At 61.8% G+C, this 22,180-nt stretch carries 19 protein-coding genes and 6 tRNA genes; 9 read left to right on the top strand and 16 right to left on the bottom strand.

From position 1 onward, the window contains the following. Window positions 1-22: 22 nt before the first annotated feature. Window positions 23-844: a Cof-type HAD-IIB family hydrolase gene (locus ACM3N8_RS15275; RefSeq protein WP_274453447.1), complete on the bottom strand. Its 822-nt coding sequence runs from the start codon at window positions 842-844 to the stop codon at window positions 23-25. Window positions 845-947: 103 nt separating this feature from the next. Then, complete coding sequence (locus ACM3N8_RS15270) at window positions 948-2,186, bottom strand: MFS transporter (protein ID WP_290019425.1); 1,239 nt, start codon at window positions 2,184-2,186, stop codon at window positions 948-950. A 283-nt stretch (window positions 2,187-2,469) separates the two neighbouring features. Here ACM3N8_RS15270 and ACM3N8_RS15265 point away from each other — a divergent pair, with 283 nt between their 5' ends. Both ACM3N8_RS15265 and ACM3N8_RS15260 read left to right on the top strand, forming a co-directional pair. Then, window positions 2,470-3,093 (top strand): helix-turn-helix transcriptional regulator, encoded by a 624-nt coding sequence (locus tag ACM3N8_RS15265; RefSeq protein WP_234577408.1) that lies wholly within the window; start codon window positions 2,470-2,472, stop codon window positions 3,091-3,093. Between the two features lie 308 nt (window positions 3,094-3,401). Next, a complete protein-coding gene (locus ACM3N8_RS15260; RefSeq protein WP_005318665.1) occupies window positions 3,402-3,878 on the top strand; it encodes an Lrp/AsnC family transcriptional regulator in 477 nt (158 codons plus the stop codon). Window positions 3,879-3,994: 116 nt separating this feature from the next. Here the strand turns inward: ACM3N8_RS15260 and ACM3N8_RS15255 are convergent, their stop codons facing one another. From ACM3N8_RS15255 to ACM3N8_RS15245, 3 genes are all read right to left on the bottom strand, one after another. Beyond that, the gene (locus ACM3N8_RS15255) at window positions 3,995-4,312 is read right to left on the bottom strand and encodes a hypothetical protein (protein ID WP_042865582.1); all 318 of its coding nucleotides are present in this window, start codon (window positions 4,310-4,312) and stop codon (window positions 3,995-3,997) included. Window positions 4,313-4,457: 145 nt separating this feature from the next. Next, on the bottom strand, window positions 4,458-4,685 hold the full coding sequence (locus ACM3N8_RS15250) for a hypothetical protein (RefSeq protein WP_098982366.1): 228 nt from the start codon (window positions 4,683-4,685) through the stop codon (window positions 4,458-4,460). 35 nt (window positions 4,686-4,720) lie between these two features. Next, window positions 4,721-5,146 carry a MarR family winged helix-turn-helix transcriptional regulator gene (locus tag ACM3N8_RS15245; RefSeq protein ID WP_098982364.1) on the bottom strand — a complete coding sequence of 142 codons (426 nt, stop codon included), beginning with the start codon at window positions 5,144-5,146 and terminating at the stop codon, window positions 4,721-4,723. Window positions 5,147-5,289: 143 nt separating this feature from the next. Between ACM3N8_RS15245 and ACM3N8_RS15240 the strand changes: the two genes are divergently transcribed. The 4 genes from ACM3N8_RS15240 (at window position 5,290) to chrA (ending at window position 8,646) form a co-directional block, all read left to right on the top strand. Beyond that, window positions 5,290-5,736: an organic hydroperoxide resistance protein gene (locus tag ACM3N8_RS15240; RefSeq protein WP_241280743.1), complete on the top strand. Its 447-nt coding sequence runs from the start codon at window positions 5,290-5,292 to the stop codon at window positions 5,734-5,736. Window positions 5,737-5,818: 82 nt separating this feature from the next. After that, window positions 5,819-6,823: an NADP-dependent oxidoreductase gene (locus ACM3N8_RS15235; protein ID WP_290019423.1), complete on the top strand. Its 1,005-nt coding sequence runs from the start codon at window positions 5,819-5,821 to the stop codon at window positions 6,821-6,823. A gap of 106 nt (window positions 6,824-6,929) precedes the next feature. Beyond that, window positions 6,930-7,373, top strand: a complete 444-nt coding sequence (locus ACM3N8_RS15230; RefSeq protein WP_290019422.1) for a nucleotide triphosphate diphosphatase NUDT15 — start codon at window positions 6,930-6,932, stop codon at window positions 7,371-7,373. A gap of 118 nt (window positions 7,374-7,491) precedes the next feature. After that, window positions 7,492-8,646: a chromate efflux transporter gene (chrA, locus tag ACM3N8_RS15225; protein ID WP_290019421.1), complete on the top strand. Its 1,155-nt coding sequence runs from the start codon at window positions 7,492-7,494 to the stop codon at window positions 8,644-8,646. 90 nt (window positions 8,647-8,736) lie between these two features. Here chrA and msrB read toward each other — a convergent pair whose 3' ends face one another. From msrB to malQ, 4 genes are all read right to left on the bottom strand, one after another. Then, complete coding sequence (gene msrB / locus ACM3N8_RS15220) at window positions 8,737-9,123, bottom strand: peptide-methionine (R)-S-oxide reductase MsrB (protein WP_241280738.1); 387 nt, start codon at window positions 9,121-9,123, stop codon at window positions 8,737-8,739. A 56-nt stretch (window positions 9,124-9,179) separates the two neighbouring features. Continuing rightward, window positions 9,180-11,321, bottom strand: a complete 2,142-nt coding sequence (gene glgX, locus ACM3N8_RS15215; RefSeq protein ID WP_290019420.1) for a glycogen debranching protein GlgX — start codon at window positions 11,319-11,321, stop codon at window positions 9,180-9,182. Then, a complete protein-coding gene (gene glgB / locus ACM3N8_RS15210; protein WP_290019418.1) occupies window positions 11,321-13,498 on the bottom strand; it encodes a 1,4-alpha-glucan branching protein GlgB in 2,178 nt (725 codons plus the stop codon). The genes glgX and glgB overlap by 1 nt, the downstream gene beginning before the upstream one ends. A gap of 82 nt (window positions 13,499-13,580) precedes the next feature. Then, entirely contained in the window at window positions 13,581-15,770 is a 2,190-nt protein-coding gene (gene malQ, locus ACM3N8_RS15205) for a 4-alpha-glucanotransferase (protein ID WP_416016279.1), read from the bottom strand. A gap of 345 nt (window positions 15,771-16,115) precedes the next feature. Here malQ and gap point away from each other — a divergent pair, with 345 nt between their 5' ends. Then, a complete protein-coding gene (gene gap, locus ACM3N8_RS15200) occupies window positions 16,116-17,111 on the top strand; it encodes a type I glyceraldehyde-3-phosphate dehydrogenase (RefSeq protein WP_043138590.1) in 996 nt (331 codons plus the stop codon). A gap of 115 nt (window positions 17,112-17,226) precedes the next feature. After that, a complete protein-coding gene (locus ACM3N8_RS15195; RefSeq protein WP_416016278.1) occupies window positions 17,227-18,093 on the top strand; it encodes a D-hexose-6-phosphate mutarotase in 867 nt (288 codons plus the stop codon). A gap of 69 nt (window positions 18,094-18,162) precedes the next feature. On the opposite strand, the gene nadA is transcribed toward ACM3N8_RS15195, so the two are convergent. Further along, complete coding sequence (nadA, locus tag ACM3N8_RS15190) at window positions 18,163-19,236, bottom strand: quinolinate synthase NadA (RefSeq protein ID WP_290019415.1); 1,074 nt, start codon at window positions 19,234-19,236, stop codon at window positions 18,163-18,165. A gap of 141 nt (window positions 19,237-19,377) precedes the next feature. Here nadA and ACM3N8_RS15185 point away from each other — a divergent pair, with 141 nt between their 5' ends. Next, the gene (locus tag ACM3N8_RS15185; RefSeq protein ID WP_290019414.1) at window positions 19,378-21,483 is read left to right on the top strand and encodes a methyl-accepting chemotaxis protein; all 2,106 of its coding nucleotides are present in this window, start codon (window positions 19,378-19,380) and stop codon (window positions 21,481-21,483) included. Between the two features lie 48 nt (window positions 21,484-21,531). Here ACM3N8_RS15185 and ACM3N8_RS15180 read toward each other — a convergent pair. From ACM3N8_RS15180 to ACM3N8_RS15155, 6 genes are all read right to left on the bottom strand, one after another. Continuing rightward, a tRNA-Val gene (locus tag ACM3N8_RS15180) sits at window positions 21,532-21,607 on the bottom strand. 17 nt (window positions 21,608-21,624) lie between these two features. Beyond that, window positions 21,625-21,700 (bottom strand) — tRNA-Lys (locus tag ACM3N8_RS15175). A 21-nt stretch (window positions 21,701-21,721) separates the two neighbouring features. Next, window positions 21,722-21,797 (bottom strand) — tRNA-Val (locus tag ACM3N8_RS15170). Window positions 21,798-21,818: 21 nt separating this feature from the next. Beyond that, window positions 21,819-21,894: transfer RNA gene (locus ACM3N8_RS15165), tRNA-Lys, on the bottom strand. Between the two features lie 59 nt (window positions 21,895-21,953). Beyond that, window positions 21,954-22,029 (bottom strand) — tRNA-Val (locus ACM3N8_RS15160). 30 nt (window positions 22,030-22,059) lie between these two features. Beyond that, window positions 22,060-22,135, bottom strand: a tRNA-Lys gene (locus ACM3N8_RS15155). Window positions 22,136-22,180: the final 45 nt, after the last annotated feature.

The raw sequence follows: 22,180 nt of genomic DNA, 5'->3' as shown, positions 1-22,180 counted from the left end.
CCTTTCCTCTGGTCGCAGATCCTTACGACGGCAGCACCCAGCGCTGCAACGCCAGCGCTATGCCGTCTTCGTTGTGATCGGCAGTCACCAGGTCGGCATGAGCCTGGACATGGGTGGCGGCATTGCCCATGGCGACCGCCAGCCCTACCTGTTCGAACATGCTGATGTCGTTGTTGTTGTCACCAAACGCCACCACGTTTTCCATCGCTATTCCCTCGCTCTGGGCCCAGCGGGCCAGCCGGTTGCCCTTGCTGCAACCAGGTTGCACCAGCTCCACCGCATAGGGCGCCGCCCAGTCACGGGTAAAGGGCATGGCCTCGACCACCTCCCCCATGAACTGATGCAGGCGGGCGGGATCCTGGTTGAACAGCTCCAGCTTCCAGATCGGATTTTTCAGCCAGCTCGCCAGATCGTCCGCAGGCAGCAGAGATATCTTGAGATGATCCGGCTGATTGGCCGACCAGTGGCGCATCCGGGTAATGTGATCCTCACAGCCGATATAGCCGATCCCTTCGCTCAGGTGGAACAGGGCGCCCATCTGCTGCGCCTCGACCTGGGCCAACAGCTCGGTGAGCGGGGCCACCGCCAGCGGATCTCCCGCCAGGATCTTCTCCTGCACCGGATCATAGAGGTAGGCACCGTTGCTGCAGATGATGGGGGTGTCGAGGGCCAGCTCGTGATGGAAGGGACGAGCCGTCATGAAGTGGCGCCCCGTCACCAGCAGCACCTTGATGCCGTGGGCCCGCGCCTGGGCCAGCGCGGCCCGGGTGGCGGACGAGATCTTGTGATCCCGGGTCAGCAGGGTACCGTCCATATCTAACGCAATAGCCTGGTAACTACTCATATCACCTCCAACATCGGACACGAATACAAAGAGCCATACCGTCCCAGAGTCGGCGCCACGATGCAAGTCCGGCCCGCCATCCCGTCGCCGAACTGTGATCTCGTCAACCAGCTTCGGCCTGGACGTCGAGCCGTTCCCGCCGGTCCGCTGCCCGGCGCAGGCCATAGAAGCCGACGGCACAGATCAGACCGCACAACGCCGCCAGATAGAAGGGCCACTCTGTGCCCGCCAGCAGCACCAGACTGCCCACCAGCACGGCCAGGATCTCGCTGCCCACCGCCAGGCCTCGGTAGATCCCCATCGCCTGCCCCTGCTGCTCGGCATGGCTGCGGTTGGAGACCGCCACCGAGGTCGCCAGCTCCCCCAGGCTCATGCCGATGCCAGCGGGGATGAAGGTGAGTGCCAGACCCCACCAGTGGCCCGGCAGCACGAACATCAGCATGCCCGCCGCCATCAACAGATGACCGACTATCCCCAAGCTGCTGCCCCGCCAGTGGCGGGCGAGACGGGATCCCAGCCAGGATCCCAGCATCATGGGCACGCTCACCAGCACGGCCGCCTGCGCCAGCTGGACCGGACCCCAGGCCAGCCGCTCCACCAGCCAGACGTTGAAGTAGGTGAAATAGAGCTGCACGGCCCCGTAGCTGAACAGGGTCAGCACGAAGTAGGGCAGCAGGGCCGGTTGCAGCAACAGCTGACGGGAGGAGAACGCAGGCGCCTGCTGCTGGCTGGCAACCGGCGCCTGATTGGGCAACAGCCAGAGCACCAGCAGCAGGTTGACCAGGGTCATGACCACCGCCAGCCAGGCGGCCAGGCTGTAATCCCCCGATACCACGGCGGCATAACCGCCGATCATGGGGCCCAGCACCCAACCCAGATTCATGCCTATGTTGATCCAGGCGAAACTGCGCGCCTTGGTCTTGGTGGTGCTCATGTCCGCCGCCATGGCCTGCACTATGGCGATGTCGCCATTGAAGAAACCCTCCACCACCCGGCTCAGCAACAGCAGTGGCAGGGATCGCCAGGCGATCCCCAGCGCCATCATGGCATAACCGGCCAGCACGCCGACCAGACAGACCGTCAGTATCGGCTTGCGGCCGTGGCGGTCCGAGAGTCGCCCCAGCCAGGGGGCACCCACCAGTTGAAACAGCGGATAGAGCCCCATAATGACACCCAGCCACACCTTGCGACTCCAGTCCGACGCCTGTGGCGTCAACATGCCCTGCGCCGGATCCAGCATCAGCGGCGCCAGCACGGGCGAAGGCAGGCTGAACCCCGCCACCGCCAGTGTCACCGTCATCACCAATACCCAGAGGGTCGCCCGTCCCTTGATCCCATCCATGTCAGCCCCATTAAATAAAGTTATTGGTTTATTTATACTGAGCAAGGTGCATTATTAAGTAAAGTGAATTATTGATTTAAAGGAGACCGCTATCCATAATGAGCCCATGAACGCCAGTCGTGACAAGCTCCCGCGCCTGCTCGAGATGCGATGGATCCCCGGATCCAACGCCTGCCGATAGCGAGAGCCACTGAATGAACGCCAGCACCGACAAGATACCGTTTCTGCTCGAGATGCTATGGATCCCCCGGATCCACCGCCTGCCGATAACGAGAGCCGCCAAATGAACGCCAGCACCGACAAGATACTGTTTCTGCTCAAAAGCCACGGGCCTCAGAGCGCCGCCGAGCTGGGAGAGCAGTTGCAGATGACCTCCATGGGCGCCCGCCAGCATCTGATTTCGCTGGAAGCCGACGGCTGGGTGGGTTTCAGCGACGAGGCCCGTGGCCGGGGCCGCCCGGTGCGCCTGTGGCACCTGACAGATCAGGCCTGGCAGCGCTTCCCCGATACCCACAGCGAGCTGACGCTGCAGCTTATCGACAATATCCAGCAGTTGTTTGGCGAGGTCGGCATGGAGCGGCTGATCCAGCAACGGGAGCAGCAACAGCTGGGTCGTTATCAGGCACAGCTGACCCAGCTGGCGCTGGCCGACAGGCTGGCCGCCCTGAAAGAGCAGCGCACGCGAGAGGGCTATATGGCGGACATGCGCCAGGAGGAGGACGGCAGCTGGCTGTTGTGGGAGAGTCACTGCCCCATCTGCGCCGCGGCGCGGGCCTGCCGGGGATTTTGTCGCAGCGAGCTGGAGATGTTTCGCCAGTTGCTGGCGCCGGCCGGGGTGGAGCGGGAGCAATACCTGCTGGACGGGGATCACCGCTGTCTCTACCGCATCACGCCGCCGAATCCTTGATCGCCGAATGCCAGAAACAACAAAGCAGGCGCCGGGATGCCTGCTTTGTTGCCTTCGGGGAGGGGATGCTCTCGTTCCAGCCCGTCGTTTCCCGATAAGGTCGGACGGCTGATGGGGTTCTTGACCCGGTAAGGTCCTTCACCACAGAGACCGGGTTGGGTTTCTGTCTTGCCACCGGAAGATGCAACCATAGTATCCCTGCCGGCGCGGTGAGTGGTTGCGAAGTAGCATGTCTTTTCAGTTGTTTTTGCAATAGTTCACCCTTAATCTAGGAAAAGTGAATTAGTAATTGCAACGAGGAACGGAGAATGCTGAAACTTGATCGCATAGACAGGCATATTCTGGAGTTGATGCAGGAAAATGGCCGCATCAGCAACCTGGAGCTGGCCGAGCTGGTCGGGCTCTCCCCTTCCCCCTGCTCCCGCCGGGTCAAGGCGCTGGAGGATGCCGGTCTCATCGATACCCACGTCACCCTGCTCAACGCCCGCCAGCTGGGGCTCACCCTCACCGCCTACATTCATATCTCCATGGACAGACACACCCCAGAGCGGTTCGAGAATTTCGACAAGGCCATCAAGGAGCTGCCAGAGGTGCTGGAATGCGACCTCATCACCGGCAACGACGCCGACTACCAGCTCAAGGTGGTGGTACGGGACATGGAACACTACCAGCACTTCCTGCTGGACAAGCTGACCCACATTCCGGGGGTGACCGGGGTGCGTTCCAGCTTCGTGCTGCGTCGCATCAAGCACAAGACGGCGCTGCCGCTCAATCATCTGGGGTAGGGTCTGATGGCAGAGCGGCACGCCCTCTCTGCCATCACGACAAAACCGATAACAACAAAAAAAGAGGAGGCCTGGGCCTCCTCTTTTTCATTTTTGCTTGCTCGATGGCGCGTCTGTCAGACCGCAACCTGACTGACATCCTGCACCTGCAAGAGCCAGCCGGCCTGCTCCTGCTGGGGCTCGCCGCTGACCCGCAGCCGCTCGCCGGTTGGCACCCACTGCCCCTGGGGCAGGGCGACCAGCAGGCTCTCGCTGCCGTTGTCGAACAGCCAGCGATCTTCGCCCAGCGACTCGATCAGATAACCTTCCATCTCCACTCTGGACTCGGCTTGCCAGGATGGCGCAACGGAATCACGGCTCTCGATGAAATCCCCCTGAACACCAAAACTGGCCAGCCCCCACAGAATGGAGAGCCCGACCAAGGATGTTTGCATCTTGTCTCTCCTCTTTTGGAACTGTGGGGCCAGTATGGGAAGAGAAAACTGAGTGCACCATGAACAAGGTGGCAAAGTGCAGGCGAGATCGCGAAAAAAACCGGCCAACTGGCCGGTTGTGTCATTTTATGGCGTCTGGATCACACTATTTGGCGGCTTCCTCTGCCATCCGCTCGGCTCTTGGCTTATTCGTCCACATGGCAACACCGCGATGATCCGCGCAGATCCCCTCTTCGACCACGGCCCTGACCCGGGTACCGTCCTTGCAGATCGCCTGCCAGGCATCGGCATCGTCGATGGCCATCGAAGGGGCATGGGAACCGGAACTGCAGGCGGTCAGCAACAGGGCAAACAGGGGCAACAGGATTTTCATGGGGTGGATCCTCAGGCTGTATGGGTCGGCTGCACTCAGCGCCCCAGTTGCGCCGAGATGCGATCGCAGAGCTGCTTGAGCTGGGCCAGTTCAGCATCGGCCAGATCCACCTGATTGCGCAAGTTGTCCGCCAGGCAGCACTCCTTGACCTCCAGTTGCAGCTGGCGCCCCGCTTCGGTCAGGCCGATGCATTTTTGCCGCTCATCCTCGCTGGAGACGGTGCGGGTCAGCCAGCCCTTGCTCTCCAGTCGCTTGACGATGGGGGTCAGGGTCCCCGCATCCAGCCCTGTCTCCTGCCCTATCTCCTTGAGACTGACCTCGTCCCGCGCCCACAGCGACAGCATCACCAGGTACTGGGTGTAGGTGAGATCCAGCTTGTCCAGCAGCGGCCGGTAGGCCCGCATCACGGCATTGGAGGCGCTGTAGAGGGCAAAACAGACCTGCTTTTTCAATTCACTCATGGGGGCACCTCGCTGACAACTGGGGCCAGTATACCTCAGGAAAATTGGGGGTCGAATAATTTGTACACAAAACAGTTGTCAGCCTCCGCTTTCGGGATTAGTCTGAATTTAACTTGCACACAAAACAAATCCGAGACCCCGACATGAAGACACTCTATCGCACTCAAGCCATCGCCCAGGCTGGCCGCAACGGTGAGGTTCACACCCTGGACAACAGCCTGCAGCTGGCACTGGCCCTGCCGACCGCCCTCGGCGGCAACGGCAAGGGCAACAACCCGGAACAACTGCTGGCCGCCGGTTATGCCGCCTGCTTCTCCAACGCGCTGATCCACGTGGCCCAAAAACTCGGCACGCCCCTCTCCAGCGCCCCCGTCACCGCCGGCGTCGAATTGCTGGCGCTGGCCGATGGTCGCTTCAACTTCGCCATCACGCTGGACGTGGCGCTCGCCGCAGCGCAGCCTGAACAGACGGCGCAGGCCGAGCAGATAGTGCGGCTGGCCCATCAGACCTGCCCCTTCTCCAACGCCATGCGGGGCAATGTCGTCACCCGGTTGCTGCTCAACGGCGCCCCGCTGGATGAGACGGCGTGAACCCGTTCAGCCTCAACCCATTGGAAATAGCCATGCTGGCGACTCGCAGGTTGCCAACCCCCATAGAACTGGAGAAAAAACCATGAATCAGCTCAGCCATCAGATCCAGCTGCTGCGTCGCCCGGTCGGCCTGCCCAGCCTGGCCGATTTCACCCTGACCGAAGTTGCTCTGCCCGAGCTGCAAGAAGGAGAGGTGCGGGTCGCCAACCAGTGGCTGTCGGTGGACCCCTATATGCGCGGTCGCATGAGCGACGCCAAGAGCTATGTGCCCCCCTTCGCCCTGAACGGCCCGCTCGATGGCGGCGCCATCGGCGTGGTGGAGGCCTCACGCCATCCGGATTTCGCGGTGGGTGACCGGGTGATCAGCATGCTGGGCTGGCGCGACAGCTTTGTCGCCAATGGCACCCAGCTGACCCGCCTGCCCGACACCCGCTTGCCACCCCAACTCTTTCTCGGCGCCCTCGGCATGCCGGGCATGACCGCCTGGACCGGGCTCAACCGCATCGCCAGGCTGCAGGCCGGTGAAACCGTGCTGGTATCGGCCGCCTCCGGCGCCGTCGGCTCCATGGTGGTGCAGCTCGCCAAACGGGCGGGGGCCCGCGTCATCGGCTCCACCGGCTCGGCCGACAAGGTCGCCTATCTCAAGACGCTCGGTGCCGACGAGGTGATCAACTATCGCGAAATTCAGGATCTCGATGCCGAGCTGGCGCGGCTCGCCCCGGAAGGGATCCACGTCTACTTCGAGAACGTGGGGGGCGCAATGCTGGACGCAGCCCTCAACAACATGGCGGTGCACGGTCGCATCGTGATGTGCGGCCTCATCGAGCAGTACAACAGCAAGGACGAGGCGAGCGGCCCGCGCAACCTATCCCAGGTGATCCGCAAGCGCCTCACCATGCAGGGGCTCATCGTATTCGAACACTGGCAGCACTACGGCGAGTTTCTGGCCGAGGTGACTCCCGCCTTCGATGCCGGTGCACTGCAGGCCGAGGAGACCGTCTATCAGGGGCTGGCCAGCATGCCGCAGGCTTTCATCGGTCTGTTCGAGGGGCGCAACACAGGCAAGATGCTGGTCAAGCTGGACTGAGTCATCGGACTGGCGCCTCACGCCGCAGACTGCTTGCATGACGGGCCCATCCGCCCTAAGGTGGGCCCGTTTTTTATGGTCTGTCTCGTCTTTGCAAGGAGCTCATATGTCTACTCCCTATCCTCGCGTCGGTGTCGGCGTCATCTTGACCAACCGTCAGGGCCAGGTGCTGCTTGGCAAGCGCAAGGGCAGCCACGCCCCCTATTGGTCCATCGCCGGCGGCCATCTGGAACTGGGAGAGAGCTTCGAGTCGGCGGCGATCCGCGAAGTGGCCGAGGAGACGGGTTTTCGGATCAGCAATCCCAGCGTCATCGCCGTCACCAACAACCTGGAAACCTGGCGCGAGAGCGGGCTGCACTACATCTCTGTCACCCTGCTGGCCCAGGTAGAAGGAGAGCCGCAACTGCTGGAGCCGGAGAAGTGTGAAGGCTGGATCTGGTGCGATCCCCGCGACCTGCCGGAGCCTCACTTCGATGCCAGTCGCCAATCGATAGCCTGCTGGCTGGCCGGTCGTTGCTATCTGCCACAACCAGGCCAGCCGACGGAGTGATCATTGCCTGCCGGCTGACAAGGTACGGCTACCTGCCAGCAGCCCCCTGATTTGTCATAAAAAAGTCACCGCTTTGTCATATCATCGGGGTCGATGATGACAACGAGGGAGTGACGACGTGGGGCAGGTATTCATGCAATTTCTGTGGTTGGGCTGCATCAGCTTCGGCGGACCCGCCGCCCATATCGGCTATTTCCAGCGCACCTTCGTCGAACGGTTAGGCTGGCTGACCCAGGCCGAATTCGCCCAATTGCTTGCGCTGTGCCAGTTGCTGCCGGGCCCGGCCTCCAGCCAGCTCGGCTTCGCCATCGGCCGCCAGCGGGCAGGCCTGGGCGGGGCACTGGCTGCCTTCGCCGGCTTCACCCTCCCCTCCTTCCTGCTGTTGCTGGCCGCCGCCATCGGGGTGGGGCAACTCACGGCCAACGTCTGGCTCGATGCCGCCCTGCACGGCCTCAAGCTGCTGGCGCTGGTGGTGGTCGCGGATGCGGTACTCACCATGAGCCGCCAGTTCTGCAAGACGGCGCTGGCCCAGGGGATCATGGTGGCGACCGCCGCTGCGCTCTGGTGGCAACCCGGCCTGCTGACCCAGCTCGTCATGCTGGCAGGGGGCGCCCTGCTCTGTGCTCGCGTCGAGGCGCCGCAAGTACCAGGCCCACAACTCTCGCCCGCTCAACCAATGCCTCTGCGCCAACCCCACTGGCCTACCCTGCTGCTGTTTGCCCTGTTGTTTGTCAGTCTGCCGCTGCTGGCCACCGACACCGCCAGCCAGCTGGTTGCCGACTTCTACCGGGCAGGCAGCCTGGTGTTTGGCGGCGGCCACGTGGTGCTGCCCCTGCTGGCCGAGAGTGTGGGCCACGGCCTCAACCAGCAGCAGTTTCTGACCGGCTACAGTCTGGCCCAGCTGGTGCCCGGCCCCATGTTCACCCTGGCCAGCTATCTCGGCGCTCAGCTGCTGCCAGCCACACCGCTGGCGGGCGCCCTGCTGGCGACCCTGGCACTGTTCCTGCCCGGCTTTCTGCTGTTGTGGGCCCTGGGGCCCTGCTGGCAGAGCTGGCTGGCCCGCCCTCGGCTGGCAGGAGCCGTGACCGGCATCAACGCCGCCGTGGTGGGCCTGCTGCTGGCCGCGCTCTACCAGCCGGTATGGCAGAGCGCGGTACAGGTGCCGACCGATCTGGCGCTGGCCGCCGTCGGCTTCTATCTGCTGCGCGTCATCAGGCTGCCCATACTGGCGCTCGCCGCACTGCTGGTGGGGGCCGCCATGCTGCTGGCCTGAGCCAGATGCCGGGCCAGGCCAGGCCAGGCGCCATAAAAAACGGCGCCCCTGTTGGCAGGGGCGCCGTTTTTTCATGTTCAAGCTGGTTGCTCAGGCCTCGGGATCGAAATCCAGACTCAGGCTGTTGACGCAGTAACGCTGACCCGTCTCGGTCGGCCCGTCGGGAAAGACGTGACCCAGGTGGGAGCCGCACTGGCTGCAGGTGATCTCCACCCGTTTCATGCCGTGGCTGCTGTCCTCTGTGTAGGTCACAGTGCCCTCGATGGCCCGATCGAACGAAGGCCAGCCGCAGCCGGAGTCAAACTTGGCCTCTGAGTGAAACAGCACGCTCTTGCAGCAGACGCAGAGATAGTCGCCACTCTTGCGGTTGTGGAGCAGGGCGCCGCTGTAGGGCTGCTCGGTGCCTTTCTCCCAGCAGACGCGAAACTGTTCCGCACTCAGCTTGTTGCGCCACTGCTCAGGATTCTTGTTGCTCATATCGACTCCTTGCCATTTATCACGGCGCCCAGCATACCCAGCCAGGCCGCTTTGCTCTACCCCGCCAGCGGGAACTGTGATCCGGTTGGCAACACGGCAGCAACATCCGGCATGGCGACCACCCCCTCTTCGGCCAGCGCCACCGCCGTCAGGGCAACCCGCTCCAGCAACTTGAGGGAGTGGGCCCGGCCAACCGCCACCTGACGCTTGATGTCATCGGGCAGGAACGGCAGGCCGTCGTTGGTGGCCGTGTCTATGGTCTGGATCCACTCCAGCCCCTCCCCCGGCGGCGGCAGGCGGAACTGGATGTCGTAGTCGCTGGCGTTGAACAGCACGTACCAGCGCTCCCCCTCGCACAGCTGCATGCCGATATCCATGGCAAACGCCTGCCCCATGGGCGCGTGCCAATCCTGATCGGTGAGCTGATGACCATCCGGGTGATACCAGTTGACCTGATGGCAGCTGGTGGGCGCCCCGTTCCAGCTGTCATCACTCAGCTGCAGATTGGCGAAGACGGTCGATTCCGCCCGCAGCGCCATCATCTGCTGGGTGAAGGCGAGCAGCCGCTCGTCTTCCGGCCGCCACTGCCAGTTGACCCAGCTGATCTGGTTGTCCTGACAGTAGGCGTTGTTGTTGCCGAGCTGGCTGCGGCCCATCTCGTCCCCGGCCAGGAAGTGCGGCGTGCCCTGGGAGAGCAGCAGGGTGGCGATCAGGTTGCGCTTCTGCTGCTGGCGCAGGTTGTTCACTCTGGGATCGAGCGTCGGCCCCTCCACCCCGTGGTTGTTGGAGAGGTTGTTGCCGTGACCGTCCCGGTTGTCCTCACCATTGGCCTGGTTGTGACGCTGGTTGTAGGAGACCAGATCCTCCAGGGTGAAGCCGTCGTGATAGCAGAGATAGTTGACGCTGGTGTGGGGCGCACGCCAGTTCTTGGGGAAGAGATCCCGCGATCCCACCAACCGGGTGGCGAAGTCCCCCATCTTGCCGGCATCACCGCGCCAGAAGGCGCGTACCGTGTCGCGATAGCGGTCGTTGATCTCCAGCCACTGGCTCGGGAACTGACCGAGCCGATAGCCGAACGGCCCTATGTCCCAGGGCTCGGCGATGAGTTTCACTCGCGCCAGCACGGGATCCGCCATCATGGCCTTGAAGAAGGCCCCCATGGGATCGAACTCGCCTGCCTCCCGCGCTAGGGTCACCGCCAGATCGAAGCGGAAACCGTCCACCTGCATCTCGGTCACCCAGTAGCGCAGCGCATCCAGCACCAGCCGCAGGCTGTTGGGGTGATCCAGGTTGACGCTGTTGCCACAGCCGGTGACGTTGGCGTGACGGCCGTAGTCGGGACCGTGGGCACCCGCCTCGAAGGCGTAGTAACCCGCGTTGTCGAACCCCTTGAACGACAGCATGGGGCCGTCAAAACCGGATTCGGCGGTGTGGTTGTAGACCACGTCCAGTATCACCTCGAGCCCGGCCCTGTGCAGCTCGCGCACCATGGTCTTGAACTCGGTCACCGCCTCCCCCGCACCGTAACGCGGCTCGGGGGCGAAGAAGGCGATGGGGTTGTAGCCCCAGTAGTTGGTGAGCCCCAGTTGCTCCAGCCTGGGCTCGGACATGAAGGCCGCCACCGGCATCAGCTGCACCGAGGTGATGCCGAGGGACTTCAGATGCTCGAGGATGAGCGGGTGACAGATGCCGAGGTAGGTGCCGCGCAGCTCGCTCGGCACCCCCTGATGCTGGCGGGTGAAGCCCTTGATGTGGGTTTCGTAGATGACGGTACGCTCTGACGGGATGTCGGGCTTGCCTATCCCCTGCCAGTCGAAGGCGTCATCCACCACCACGGACTTGGCCACCATGGCCGCACTGTCCCCCTCATACAGCTTGTCGTCCCAATGGGTCGCCCGGCTGAGCGCCCTGGCATAGGGGTCGATCAGCAGCTTCTGCGGATCGAACAGCATCCCCTCCTGGGGCGTGCCATGTACCCGATAGCCATAACGCTGACCGGCCTTGACGCCGCGCACATGGCCGAAGCGATACTGGCCACGGCGGCCCGGCAGCACCAGCCGGGCCAGCTCCTGCTCCTGTTCGTCGAACAGGCAGAGCTCCACCTTGTCCGATTGCGGGGCCCAGACACAGAAGTGACAACCCGTCTCATCGAGCAGGGCACCCAGCGGGTGGTCCTGCCCCTTTTCCATTGCAAACATCAAGACTCCTGTTTGATGAACAAGGTCGCGAGCGGCGGCAGATCCAGCACTATGCTGTGCCCCATCCCCTGCCAGGGAGTCGGCTCGGCGACGAAGACCAGACCCACATCATAGTTGCTGCCCCAGTAATGCTCGCTGTCGGTATTGAGCACCACGCGATAGCGGCCGGCGGCCGGCACGCCGAGTCGATAGGCAAGACGCGGCACCGGGGTGAAGTTGCAGGCCACCATGACAGGGTTGGCCCCCTGCTTGTCGGCCCGCAGCCAGGCAAAAACGCTGTTGTCGGCATCGTTGTGATCCAGCCAGCGGAAGCCGGTCTGATCATAATCGGCCTGATACAAGGCAGGCTCATGACGGTAGAGGTGGTTGAGATCGCGGATCAGCCGCTGCTGGCCACCGTGCTTGGGGTACTGCAGCAGGTGCCAGGGCAGCTGGGCGTCGTGATTCCACTCGTTGCTCTGGGCTATCTCTGTGCCCATGAAGTTGAGCTTCTTGCCCGGATGGGCATACATGAAGCCCATGTAGGCGCGCAGGTTGGCCGATTGCTGCCACTCGTCGCCGGGCATCTTGTAGAGCATGGAGTGCTTGCCGTGCACCACCTCGTCGTGGGAGAGCGACAAAATGAAGTTCTCGTCATAGTGGTACACCATGGAGAAGGTCATGTCGTTGTGGTGATAACGGCGGTGAATAGGCTCTTTCTGCATGTAGGTGAGGGTGTCGTGCATCCAGCCCATATTCCACTTGAAGCCAAAGCCGAGGCCACCGAGGAAGGTGGGACGAGACACGCCGGCAAAGGCGGTGGACTCTTCGGCTATGGTCATGGCGTGGGGGTACTTGCCGTACACCTCTTCGTTGGTCCACTTCAAGAGGCTGATCGCCTCATAGTTGTGGTTGCCACCGTCGACGTTCGGCACCCACTCGCCGGCGTTGCGCGAGTAATCCAGATAGAGCATGGAGGCGACCGCATCCACCCGCAGGCCGTCGATATGGAACTTGTCGAGCCAGAACAGGGCGCTCGCCACCAGGAACTGGCGCACCGTATTGCGGCCGAAGTCATAGATGTAGGAGTTCCAGTCCGGGTGCCAGCCACGGCGCGGATCCTCGTACTCATAGAGCGGCGTGCCGTCGAAGCGGGCCAGCCCGTGGGCATCGGACGGGAAGTGAGCCGGCACCCAGTCCAGGATGACGCCTATGCCGGCCTGGTGGCACTGGTCGACGAAATATTTGAAGTCGTCGGCGCTGCCGTAACGACTGGTGGGAGAGAACATGCCCACCGGCTGATAACCCCAGGAGCCGCTGAACGGGTGTTCAGAGACCGGCAGCAGCTCTATGTGGGTGTACTCCATCTCCTTGATGTAGGCCACCAGATCCACCGCCAGCTCGCGCCAGCTCAGGCTGTCACCGTTGGGGTGGCGCTTCCAGGAGCCGACGTGCAGCTCGTAGATGGAGAGCGGCTGATCCCGCTTGTCATTCTGCTGGCTCTCGCGCCAGGCGGCATCCTGCCACTGGTACTGCTCGTGGTCATACACCACGGAGGCGAACGACGGATACTGCTCGCAATAGAAACCGACAGGGTCGCTCTTGTGGGGCAGCCGATGTCCGGCCGGATCTTTCAGTTCAAACTTGTAGCGATCCCCGGCCTTGAGGCCCGGCACAAACAGCACCCAGTGACCACACTGGCTGCGCTGCATGGGGTGACGACGGCCATCCCAGAAGTTGAAATCGCCGATCAGGCTCACCGCTGTGGCGCTCGGCGCATAGACGGCAAAACGCACCCCCTCCACGTGCACGCCAAGGTGCTCCACGCTGCGCAGTTGTGCGCCAAGCGTGTGGTAGATGTTTTCCGGCTGGGAGGTCAGTTCTGCCAGACCGGCCCAACCCGCATCCTGAAACTGGTAGGGGTCGACAAACTCGGCGTTGGCATCGGGATAGTCGGCAAGCAACTGGTAGGGAAAGGGATTCTTGCGGCGGGTGAAAACAGTTTCAAAAAGGCCCGATTCATCGGAGGGCGCCAGGGTGGCAACGATTTTGCCCGACTTGAGATCCCTGACACGCACCTCAAGGGCATCCGGCAACCAGGCGGTCAGTTTGAGGCCAGGCCCATCCGGGTTGGCCTGCAGGCCTAAATGAGAGAAGGGATCGGCACAGCGGGCAGCAACCAAACGTTCAACGAGCATCGAGATTTCCTTTCATAGCTGAGCATCCGCTCCGGCCAGGGCCGAAGCGGATGTAAGTGAGTCACGTTTTGTCGGCAGTGGCTCAACGACTGGCCTCATCACGGGCCTGGCTCATCTTGCCTGCCAGCGCCTTGAGCGCTTCATTGGCAAAAATATCCTCCAGATCGGTGGACAGCTTGCGACGCCAGTTGGGGTATTCATAACTGGTGCCCGGCACGTTGACCGGCTTGTCCATCTCCAGCCAGTCTTCCAGCTGGGTGCTGAACAGGGCACAACTGCCGCGGGACATATGCAGTTGCAGCCCATGGTTGAGCTCGGTATTCATGCCGACCCAGTTCACGTCATGACTGACGCTGTCAGAGATGACCCCATGAGCGTGCAGGCTGTCGAGGATCCGCTGTTTTGCCTGGTGGCGATCAGCATACAGGGTCTTGAGCACGTCTTCATCCGGATACAACCCCAGCTCGCGGCCCAGCGCCAGATCGTCGCAATGCCAGAAGCCCTTGAGGGTCGGCATGTCGTGAGTGGTCAGGGCAGACATTGCCTGCTCGGTGTAGTGAGCGGGAGAGATGAAGCCGCCGTCGGCCTTGGAGCGCTCGAAGAAGAACACCTTGTAGGAGTGGACGCCGTTCTCTTTCAGGGTCACGTCTATGCCTTCCGGCACAGTGCCCAGATCTTCACCGATCAGCAGGCACTGATTGCGGTGGGATTCGAGCGCCAGGATCCCCAGCAGATCGTTGACCGGATAATAGATGTAGGCCCCCTTGGCGGCTGACTCTCCGGGCGGCACCCACCACAGGCGCAGCAAGGCCATCACGTGGTCGATGCGCAGCGCGCCGCAGGAGCGCATGTTGGCGCGGAACAGATCCACCATGGGCTGGTAAGCCTCTTCAAACAGCTGGTTCGGGTTCATGGGGGGCAGACCCCAGTTCTGGCCGAGCGGGCCCAGAATATCGGGCGGCGCACCGACCGAGGCTTTCGGGCAGTAGAGATCCCGGTTGGCCCAGATCTCGGTGGAGCCTTCGGAGACACCGACCGCCAGATCCCGGTAGATCCCCATCACCATGCCGGCAGCCTTGGCGCGGGCATCGGCTTGCGCCAGCTGCTCATCGGCCAGGAACTGCAGGTAGAGATAGAAGTTCACGTCATGCTGGTGCGCGGCGACCCAGGTGGCCACCTCGGGGTTGTGGTAATCGCGGTACGCATCGGGCCATACCGGCCAGCCCCAGGCGTTTTCGCCCTTGCCATAGAAATGGGCCTGCAGGGCATCGAAGGCCGCCTGCTGTTGCAGACTGTCGCCACCGGCCGCCACGAAGGCATCGAAGCCGGCCTGGCGCTCGGCACTGAAACTGGCCTGGTCGAACACCTGACGCAGCATGCCGATCTTGGTCTCGATGACGCCGGTGTAATCCACGTTGCTCTTGGCGCGCAGCTCGGCCAGGTGCTGCTGGAAGGCCGGATTGGCCACCTCAGCCTTGAGCCGATCGTTGGCCAGAAACTCGGGCACGATCTCCACGTTGATATAGGCCACATTGAGCCAGCGACGGGAAGAGGGGCTGTAAGGGCTGGCACTCTCGGGATTGGCCGGATAGAGGGCATGAATGGGGTTCAGGCCGACGAAGTGGGCTCCCCAGGCGGCCGCTTTCTCGACCAGCTGGCCAAGATCGCTGAAATCCCCCATGCCCCAGTTGTGGCGGCTGCGCAGGCAGTAGAGCTGCACGCTCGGGCCCCACACCTTGCGGCCTTCGGCAATCGGCGCCTGCTTGTAACAGGATTTGGGCGCGACTATGAGACGCATGCTGGCGAGCGGCTCGTCGTTGCCCTCCTCCAGCAGGGTCAGCTGGTGATAACCCAGTTCAGGCTGCGCAGCCAGCGCCACGCGATAGGCCTGGCACTCCATCTCTTCGAACTCGGCGACACCGACCAGCTCACCCTCGATGGGGGTGAGCTGGCCGGACAACACAGTCCCCTGTTCCAGCACGAGCTGCCAGGTGAGGGCGTCATTGACGAAATCGATGGGCAGACGGACTTCGAGGGTGATGGGCTCACCGCTGCGGACCACCATCACGGGATCCAGCGCGCGCAACCAGTGCTGGCGATGCTCCTGCTCCAGCTGCTGCGTCAGGGCGACCTCGTCATCGACGCGGTAACCCATGGCGCCCAGCATGGCGGCCTTGCTCTCTTCGGATACCTGGGCCGGGTGGCCCCAGGCATCAACATACTCGCTGGCGATGCCTTTGGCGGCAGCCAGCTGTTCAATCAGGGTGGTCATAGTTTGAGAATTCCCGCTGTGGATTCTATCTATACTATTTTGATTAATTTTTATGGGTGGTACTTGAACAGTGGCTTTTCGGCCATGCTAAACCGCGCACATTTTTACACATCTGTCTGGCTGGTTGTGTGACAGAACAGGCACTATTGTTGATCTCCATGACGCGAACCAGCCGATGACATTTTCGACAAAAGTTGGTAGTCAGTTACATAAACCGAAAATAAATTTCACAGTTTTTCATGATATAGCGCAATTTCAGACAGATTGTTGGTTGACTCACGGGGGAGTTCTAGTAAATTTACAAACGGAATTTTCTTTGACTACTGAACAGTTAGGTAACCAAATATGACTATCAAAGTAGGTATTAACGGTTTTGGCCGCATCGGCCGTTTCGTCTTCCGTCTGGCCGCTGAGCGTGCTGACATCGAAGTGGTTGGTATCAACGACCTGATCGACGTTGACTACATGGCTTACATGCTGAAGTACGACTCCACTCACGGCCGCTTCAAGGGCACCGTTGAAGTCAAAGACGGCAACCTGGTTGTCAACGGCAAAACCGTACGTGTTACCGCTGAGCGTGACCCGGCAAACCTGAAGTGGGATGCCATCGGTGTTGACGTTGTTGCCGAAGCCACCGGTCTGTTCCTGGACGACGCCACTGCTCGCAAGCACATCGCTGCCGGCGCCAAGAAAGTGGTTCTGACTGGCCCGTCCAAAGACGCTACCCCTATGTTCGTCATGGGTGTTAACGACGCTACCTATGCTGGCCAGGACATCGTTTCCAACGCTTCCTGCACCACCAACTGCCTGGCCCCGATCGCCAAGGTTCTGAACGATACCTTCGGTATCGAATCCGGCCTGATGACCACTGTCCACGCTACCACTGCTACCCAGAAGACCGTTGATGGTCCGTCTGCCAAAGACTGGCGCGGTGGCCGCGGTGCGGCTCAGAACATCATCCCGTCCTCTACCGGTGCTGCCAAGGCTGTTGGCGTTGTTATCCCGGAACTGAACGGCAAACTGACCGGCATGGCTTTCCGCGTACCGACTCCGGACGTGTCCGTTGTTGACCTGACCGTCAACCTGAAGAAAGCCGCTACCTACGCTGAAATCTGTGCAGCCATGAAAGCAGCCTCCGAAGGCTCCATGAAGGGCGTGCTGGGCTACACCGAAGATCAAGTGGTTTCCACTGACTTCCTGGGCGAGCGTCAGACTTCCGTGTTCGATGCCAAAGCCGGTATCGCACTGAACGACAAGTTCGTTAAAGTTGTATCCTGGTACGACAACGAAATGGGCTACTCCAGCAAAGTTCTGGACCTGATCGCTCACATCTCCAAGTAATTTGGGATGCGCAATCAAGTAGCTTGAAAAAGGCGGCCATTGGCCGCCTTTTTGTATTCTGGATCGTGGATTTTCCGACCCTCTCTTCTGAATGTGCGCGAGCACAGGAGTCCTCATGCAACCGACACGCTCTCTGACTGCCCACTGTACCCTCAGCCACAATGCGGCTGGCCAGCCCCTGCTCTCCATCGACAATGGCGATGCCAAGGCGGAGATCAGCCTGTTTGGCGCCCACGTGCTGCGCTACCAGCGCCACGGCGAACCCGCCTCGATCTGGCTCAGCGACAAGGCCGTGCTGGATGGCAGCAAGCCCATCCGCGGCGGCATTCCCGTCTGCTGGCCCTGGTTCGGCCCGGCCCCCGCCCGTGTCGGCAGCGGCAAACCGTCCCACGGCTTCGCCCGCACCAGCCTCTGGACCCTGGACGGCGTCTCCGATCATGGCGATGGCACGCTCGTCCATCTGTCTCTGCGTGACAACGAGGCGACCCGCACCCTCTGGCCTCACCCCTTCGAGCTGGAACTGGACGTCCTGGTCGGCAAGGAGCTCTCGCTGGTACTGACCACCCGCAACACTGGCAAGGCCCCCATCGCCTATAGCGCCGCCCTGCACACTTATCTGCAGATTAGCGCCCCGGAAGCCGTCAGCGTGACCGGGCTGGGCGAGCCTTACGCCGACAAGCTGACCGGCCAGGATGCGCAGCAGCAGGGCGCTCTGGCGCTCACAGCGGCCATTGATCGGGTCTACCACCAACCCGAGGCCATGATCCGGGTTCAGGATGGCGATCGCACCACTCAGGTGGTCAGCGGCAACCACGACAGTATCGTGGTCTGGACCCCCTGGCTGGAAGGCGCCACCGCCATGGCCGACATGAGCGACGACGGCTACCGCACCATGCTCTGCGTTGAAGCGGCCATCACGGCCGAGGCTGGTATCGTCATAGCGCCGGATGAAGAGCACAGCCTCTCTACCGTGATCCTCTGATCTGCACGGCACCCATAACGAAAGAGGGCACCCAACGGGTGCCCTCTTCACATCTCATGCCCCGATAGATCAGGCATTGCCCTGGGTCTTGAGCCTGAGCTCGGCGGCAAAGTCCAGCATGCGATCCAGCGGGATCAGCGCCTTCACCCGCAGGGCTTCATCCACCAGGATCTCGTGACGCTCGGCGCCATCGGTCAACGCCTCCTTGATCGCCACCAGGCCGTTCATCGCCATCCAGGGACAGTGGGCGCAGCTGCGGCAGGTGGCGCCATCGCCACCGGTCGGTGCCTCGACCATCTCCTTGTCCGGACAAGCCTGCTGCATCTTGTAGAAGATGCCGCGATCGGTCGCCACTATCAGCTTCTGCTGGGGCAGCTCTTTGGCCGCCTTGATCAGCTGACTGGTGGAACCCACCGCATCGGCCAGTTCGATGACGGAAGCCGGAGATTCCGGGTGCACCAGCACGGCCGCATCCGGGTTCTGCTCCTTGAGTTCGCGCAGGGCACGGGCCTTGAACTCGTCATGGACGATGCAGTGGCCCTGCCAGCGCAGCATCTGGGCTCCCGTCTTCTTCTCGATATAGGCACCCAGGTGCCTGTCCGGACCCCAGATGATCTTGTGACCCTGGCTGTCGAGGTGCTCGACTATCTCAAGCGCGATGCTGGAGGTCACCACCCAGTCGGCCCGCGCCTTCACCGCCGCCGAGGTATTGGCGTAGACCACCACTATGTGGTCGGGGTGGGCATCGCAGAAGGCCGAGAATTTCTCGATGGGGCAGCCCAGATCGAGGGAACACTCGGCCTCTAGGGTCGGCATCAGCACCCGTTTGTGAGGGCTCAGGATCTTGGAGGTCTCCCCCATGAAGCGCACCCCGGCCACTATCAGGGTCTGGGCGGCATGATCCCGACCGAAACGGGCCATCTCGAGGGAGTCACCGACGAAACCACCGGTGGCCTCGGCCAGCGCCTGGATCTCGGGATCCGTGTAGTAGTGGGCAACCAGCACGGCCTGACGCGCTTCAAGCAGTGCCTTGATGTCTGCGATCAGGGTCGTTTTCTGCTCGGCGGTCAGCGGGGCCGGTTTGACCGGGAACGGGTAGTCCATCTCGACCACCGGAGGGATATTGCTCAGTGCATTGCTCATTGCGACTGTTCCATCAAGGCTCGGAAAGGCAAAAATTATAACCAGAAGCTGGCCACAAACCCATCAACAAATCGGGTGGTACGCAAGTGTCCGAATATACTCAAGTAATTCGTTGTCATTCTTGCCAAAAGGAGTTGTCGAATGAAACAACGCTCGCTCAAAACCAAGCTGCTGCTGCTCACCATGGGACTCTTCCTGTTCAGCGGCATCGCCATGACGCTGATACAGTCCTCCTCCCTGCAATCCCTGCGCAGCAACATCATGAGCCAGACCCGCCAGGCACTGGAACAGGAGGTTTCCCGTACCCTGCAGTTCCAGGCCGAGCGCTACGCGGTGCAGATAGCCGCCTTGCTGCAGCAGTCCTATCAGGTGCCGCTGGGAATAGCCGCCCAGCTTGAGGGCAGCATGGCCCAGCCGGATCGCATCCTCTCCCGCCCCCAGGTAGAGACCCTGCTGGGCAGCCGCTTGCAGCAGGCGAGCGGCATCAGCTCCATCTATGCCCAGTTTGAGCCCAATAGCTACGATGGCCAGGATGCTGCCTGGCCGTCCGGCGCATCCCACTCAGTCCCCAGCAAGGGCAGCCTGGAGATCTACTTCGTTCGCGATCAGAGCGGGAAAGTGTCGCAACAGCAGGTGGATGCCGCGGCCAGTGACGCCAAATACGATACCTCGGTCAATGAATTCGGCATTCGCAACAGCGAGTGGTACCTGTGTGGTCGCGATACCCGCCGCCCCTGCCTGATGGAACCCTACCTCTACGAAATCAGCCCGGGCAACAAGGTGTTGATGACCAGCCTGACGGTTCCCATCCTCAAGGAGGGCAAGTTCGTCGGGATCACGGGTGTCGATATGAATCTGCCCATCTTCCAGCAGCTGGCAGAAAGCCTGGGCAAAAGCCTGTATGACAACCAGGCCGACGTGACCCTGGTCAGCAAGCTGGGACTCATCGTCGGCAGCAACCGTTACGCCGACAAGCTGGGTCGCCCGTTGACGGAGGCAGGGCTGACCGCGCCAACCGGACAAACGCGGGATACCGACACCGATTTCATCTTGCAGCAACCGGTGCGGATCGAGGCGGCCGATACCCAGTGGTGGCTGATGATCAAGGTGCCCAAGGCGCTGGCACTGAGCCAGGCCAACACCATCAGCAACCAGCTGGGCGACCTGCTGCAAGCCGCCCAGCAGCAACAGCTGATTGCCGTCACCATCATCACCCTGCTGGCGCTAGGGCTGCTCATCTGGTTTATCCAGACCATCACGGCCCCGCTCTCGCTCATCAGCCGCCACGTCGCCCACCTCTCCAGCAACGAGGGGGACCTGACCCAGCAGATGCAGGTAGACACTCATCAGGAGCTGATCGAACTGGCCGGCCAGCTCAACGCCTTTCTTGGCAAGCTGCGCGGCATGGTGCAGGGCAGCAAGCAGATTGGACAGCAAGTGCGCCAGCAGGCACAGGGGATGAAGCAGACGGCCGATACCATGCGCACCAGCCTGGATGAACAGAGCATAGAGCTGGAGAGCGTGGTCAGCGCCATGCATCAGATGAGCACCACTGCGGTCAGTGTGGCGGGTTATGCGGAGCAGGCGGCCCAGGAGTCGGAGGCCGCCACCCATCACATCAACACGGCCCAGCAGACCCTGAGCCGCGCTCGCACCGAGATCCATACCCTGGTCGAGGACATGCACCAGGCCGACAAGGCGGTGGCCCAGGTGGCCCAGCGCAGCACCAATATCAGCCGCATCCTGGATGTGATCAGGGCCATCGCCGAGCAGACCAACCTGCTGGCACTCAATGCAGCCATAGAGGCGGCGCGGGCGGGAGACATGGGACGAGGCTTTGCGGTGGTGGCAGACGAAGTACGGGCACTCGCCACCAAGACCCGCGAGTCCACCGACGAGATAGGCCAGCTCATCGGCAGCCTGCAAACCGAGGTGAGCAGCAGCCAGCAATTGATGAGCACAGGCATCACCCGCTCGGCCAGTACAGTCGAGGGTACGGAGCAGGCCTTCGAGGCACTCAACCGGGTGGTCGCCCAGATCCAGCAGATCCACGATCACATCAGCCAGGTCGCCACGGCGGCCGAGCAGCAGAGTGCCGTCAGCGATACCATCAACCAGAACCTGATGCGCATCGGTGATGCCGCCACCACCCTGGGACAGGAGGCCAGTGCCAGCCATCGCCTGAGCGAGGAGCTGGAGCTGGCCTCGGGCGCCCTGGCAACCCAGCTGGATCGGTTGAGAACCTGATGAGAAACAACCATAAAAAAAGCCCGCATCGTTGCGGGCTTTTCGATCTGGTGGTCGTTACTGGGATCGAACCAGTGACCCCCTCCTTGTAAGGGAGGTGCTCTCCCAGCTGAGCTAAACGACCTGGGATTCTTGAAATGATGGTGGGTCGTGCTGGATTCGAACCAGCGACCAATTGATTAAAAGTCAACTGCTCTACCGACTGAGCTAACGACCCATCTAAATCATTTTTACAAACTGGGGGTCGTTACTGGGATCGAACCAGTGACCCCCTCCTTGTAAGGGAGGTGCTCTCCCAGCTGAGCTAAACGACCTGGGAAATCTTGTTGCCAGATTGGTGGGTCGTGCTGGGTTCGAACCAGCGACCAATTGATTAAGAGTCAACTGCTCTACCAACTGAGCTAACGACCCCCACCTTCTGCCTGGCACTGTTCGCCTTCGGCAAACAGTTTCAACTCTACTCACAAAACTGGTGGTCGTTACTGGGATCGAACCAGTGACCCCCTCCTTGTAAGGGAGGTGCTCTCCCAGCTGAGCTAAACGACCTGGGAATTCTGTCTCCACCTGGTGGAGAAATGGTGGGTCGTGCTGGATTCGAACCAGCGACCAATTGATTAAAAGTCAACTGCTCTACCGACTGAGCTAACGACCCTCACCACGACCAGGACCGGATGCAATACTGCACCGGCTCTGACGG

Source organism: Aeromonas sp. A04, from assembly GCF_047780465.1.
Taxonomy (GTDB): Bacteria; Pseudomonadota; Gammaproteobacteria; order Enterobacterales; family Aeromonadaceae; genus Aeromonas; species Aeromonas bestiarum.
This window is presented reverse-complemented; position numbering and strand designations above follow the sequence as displayed.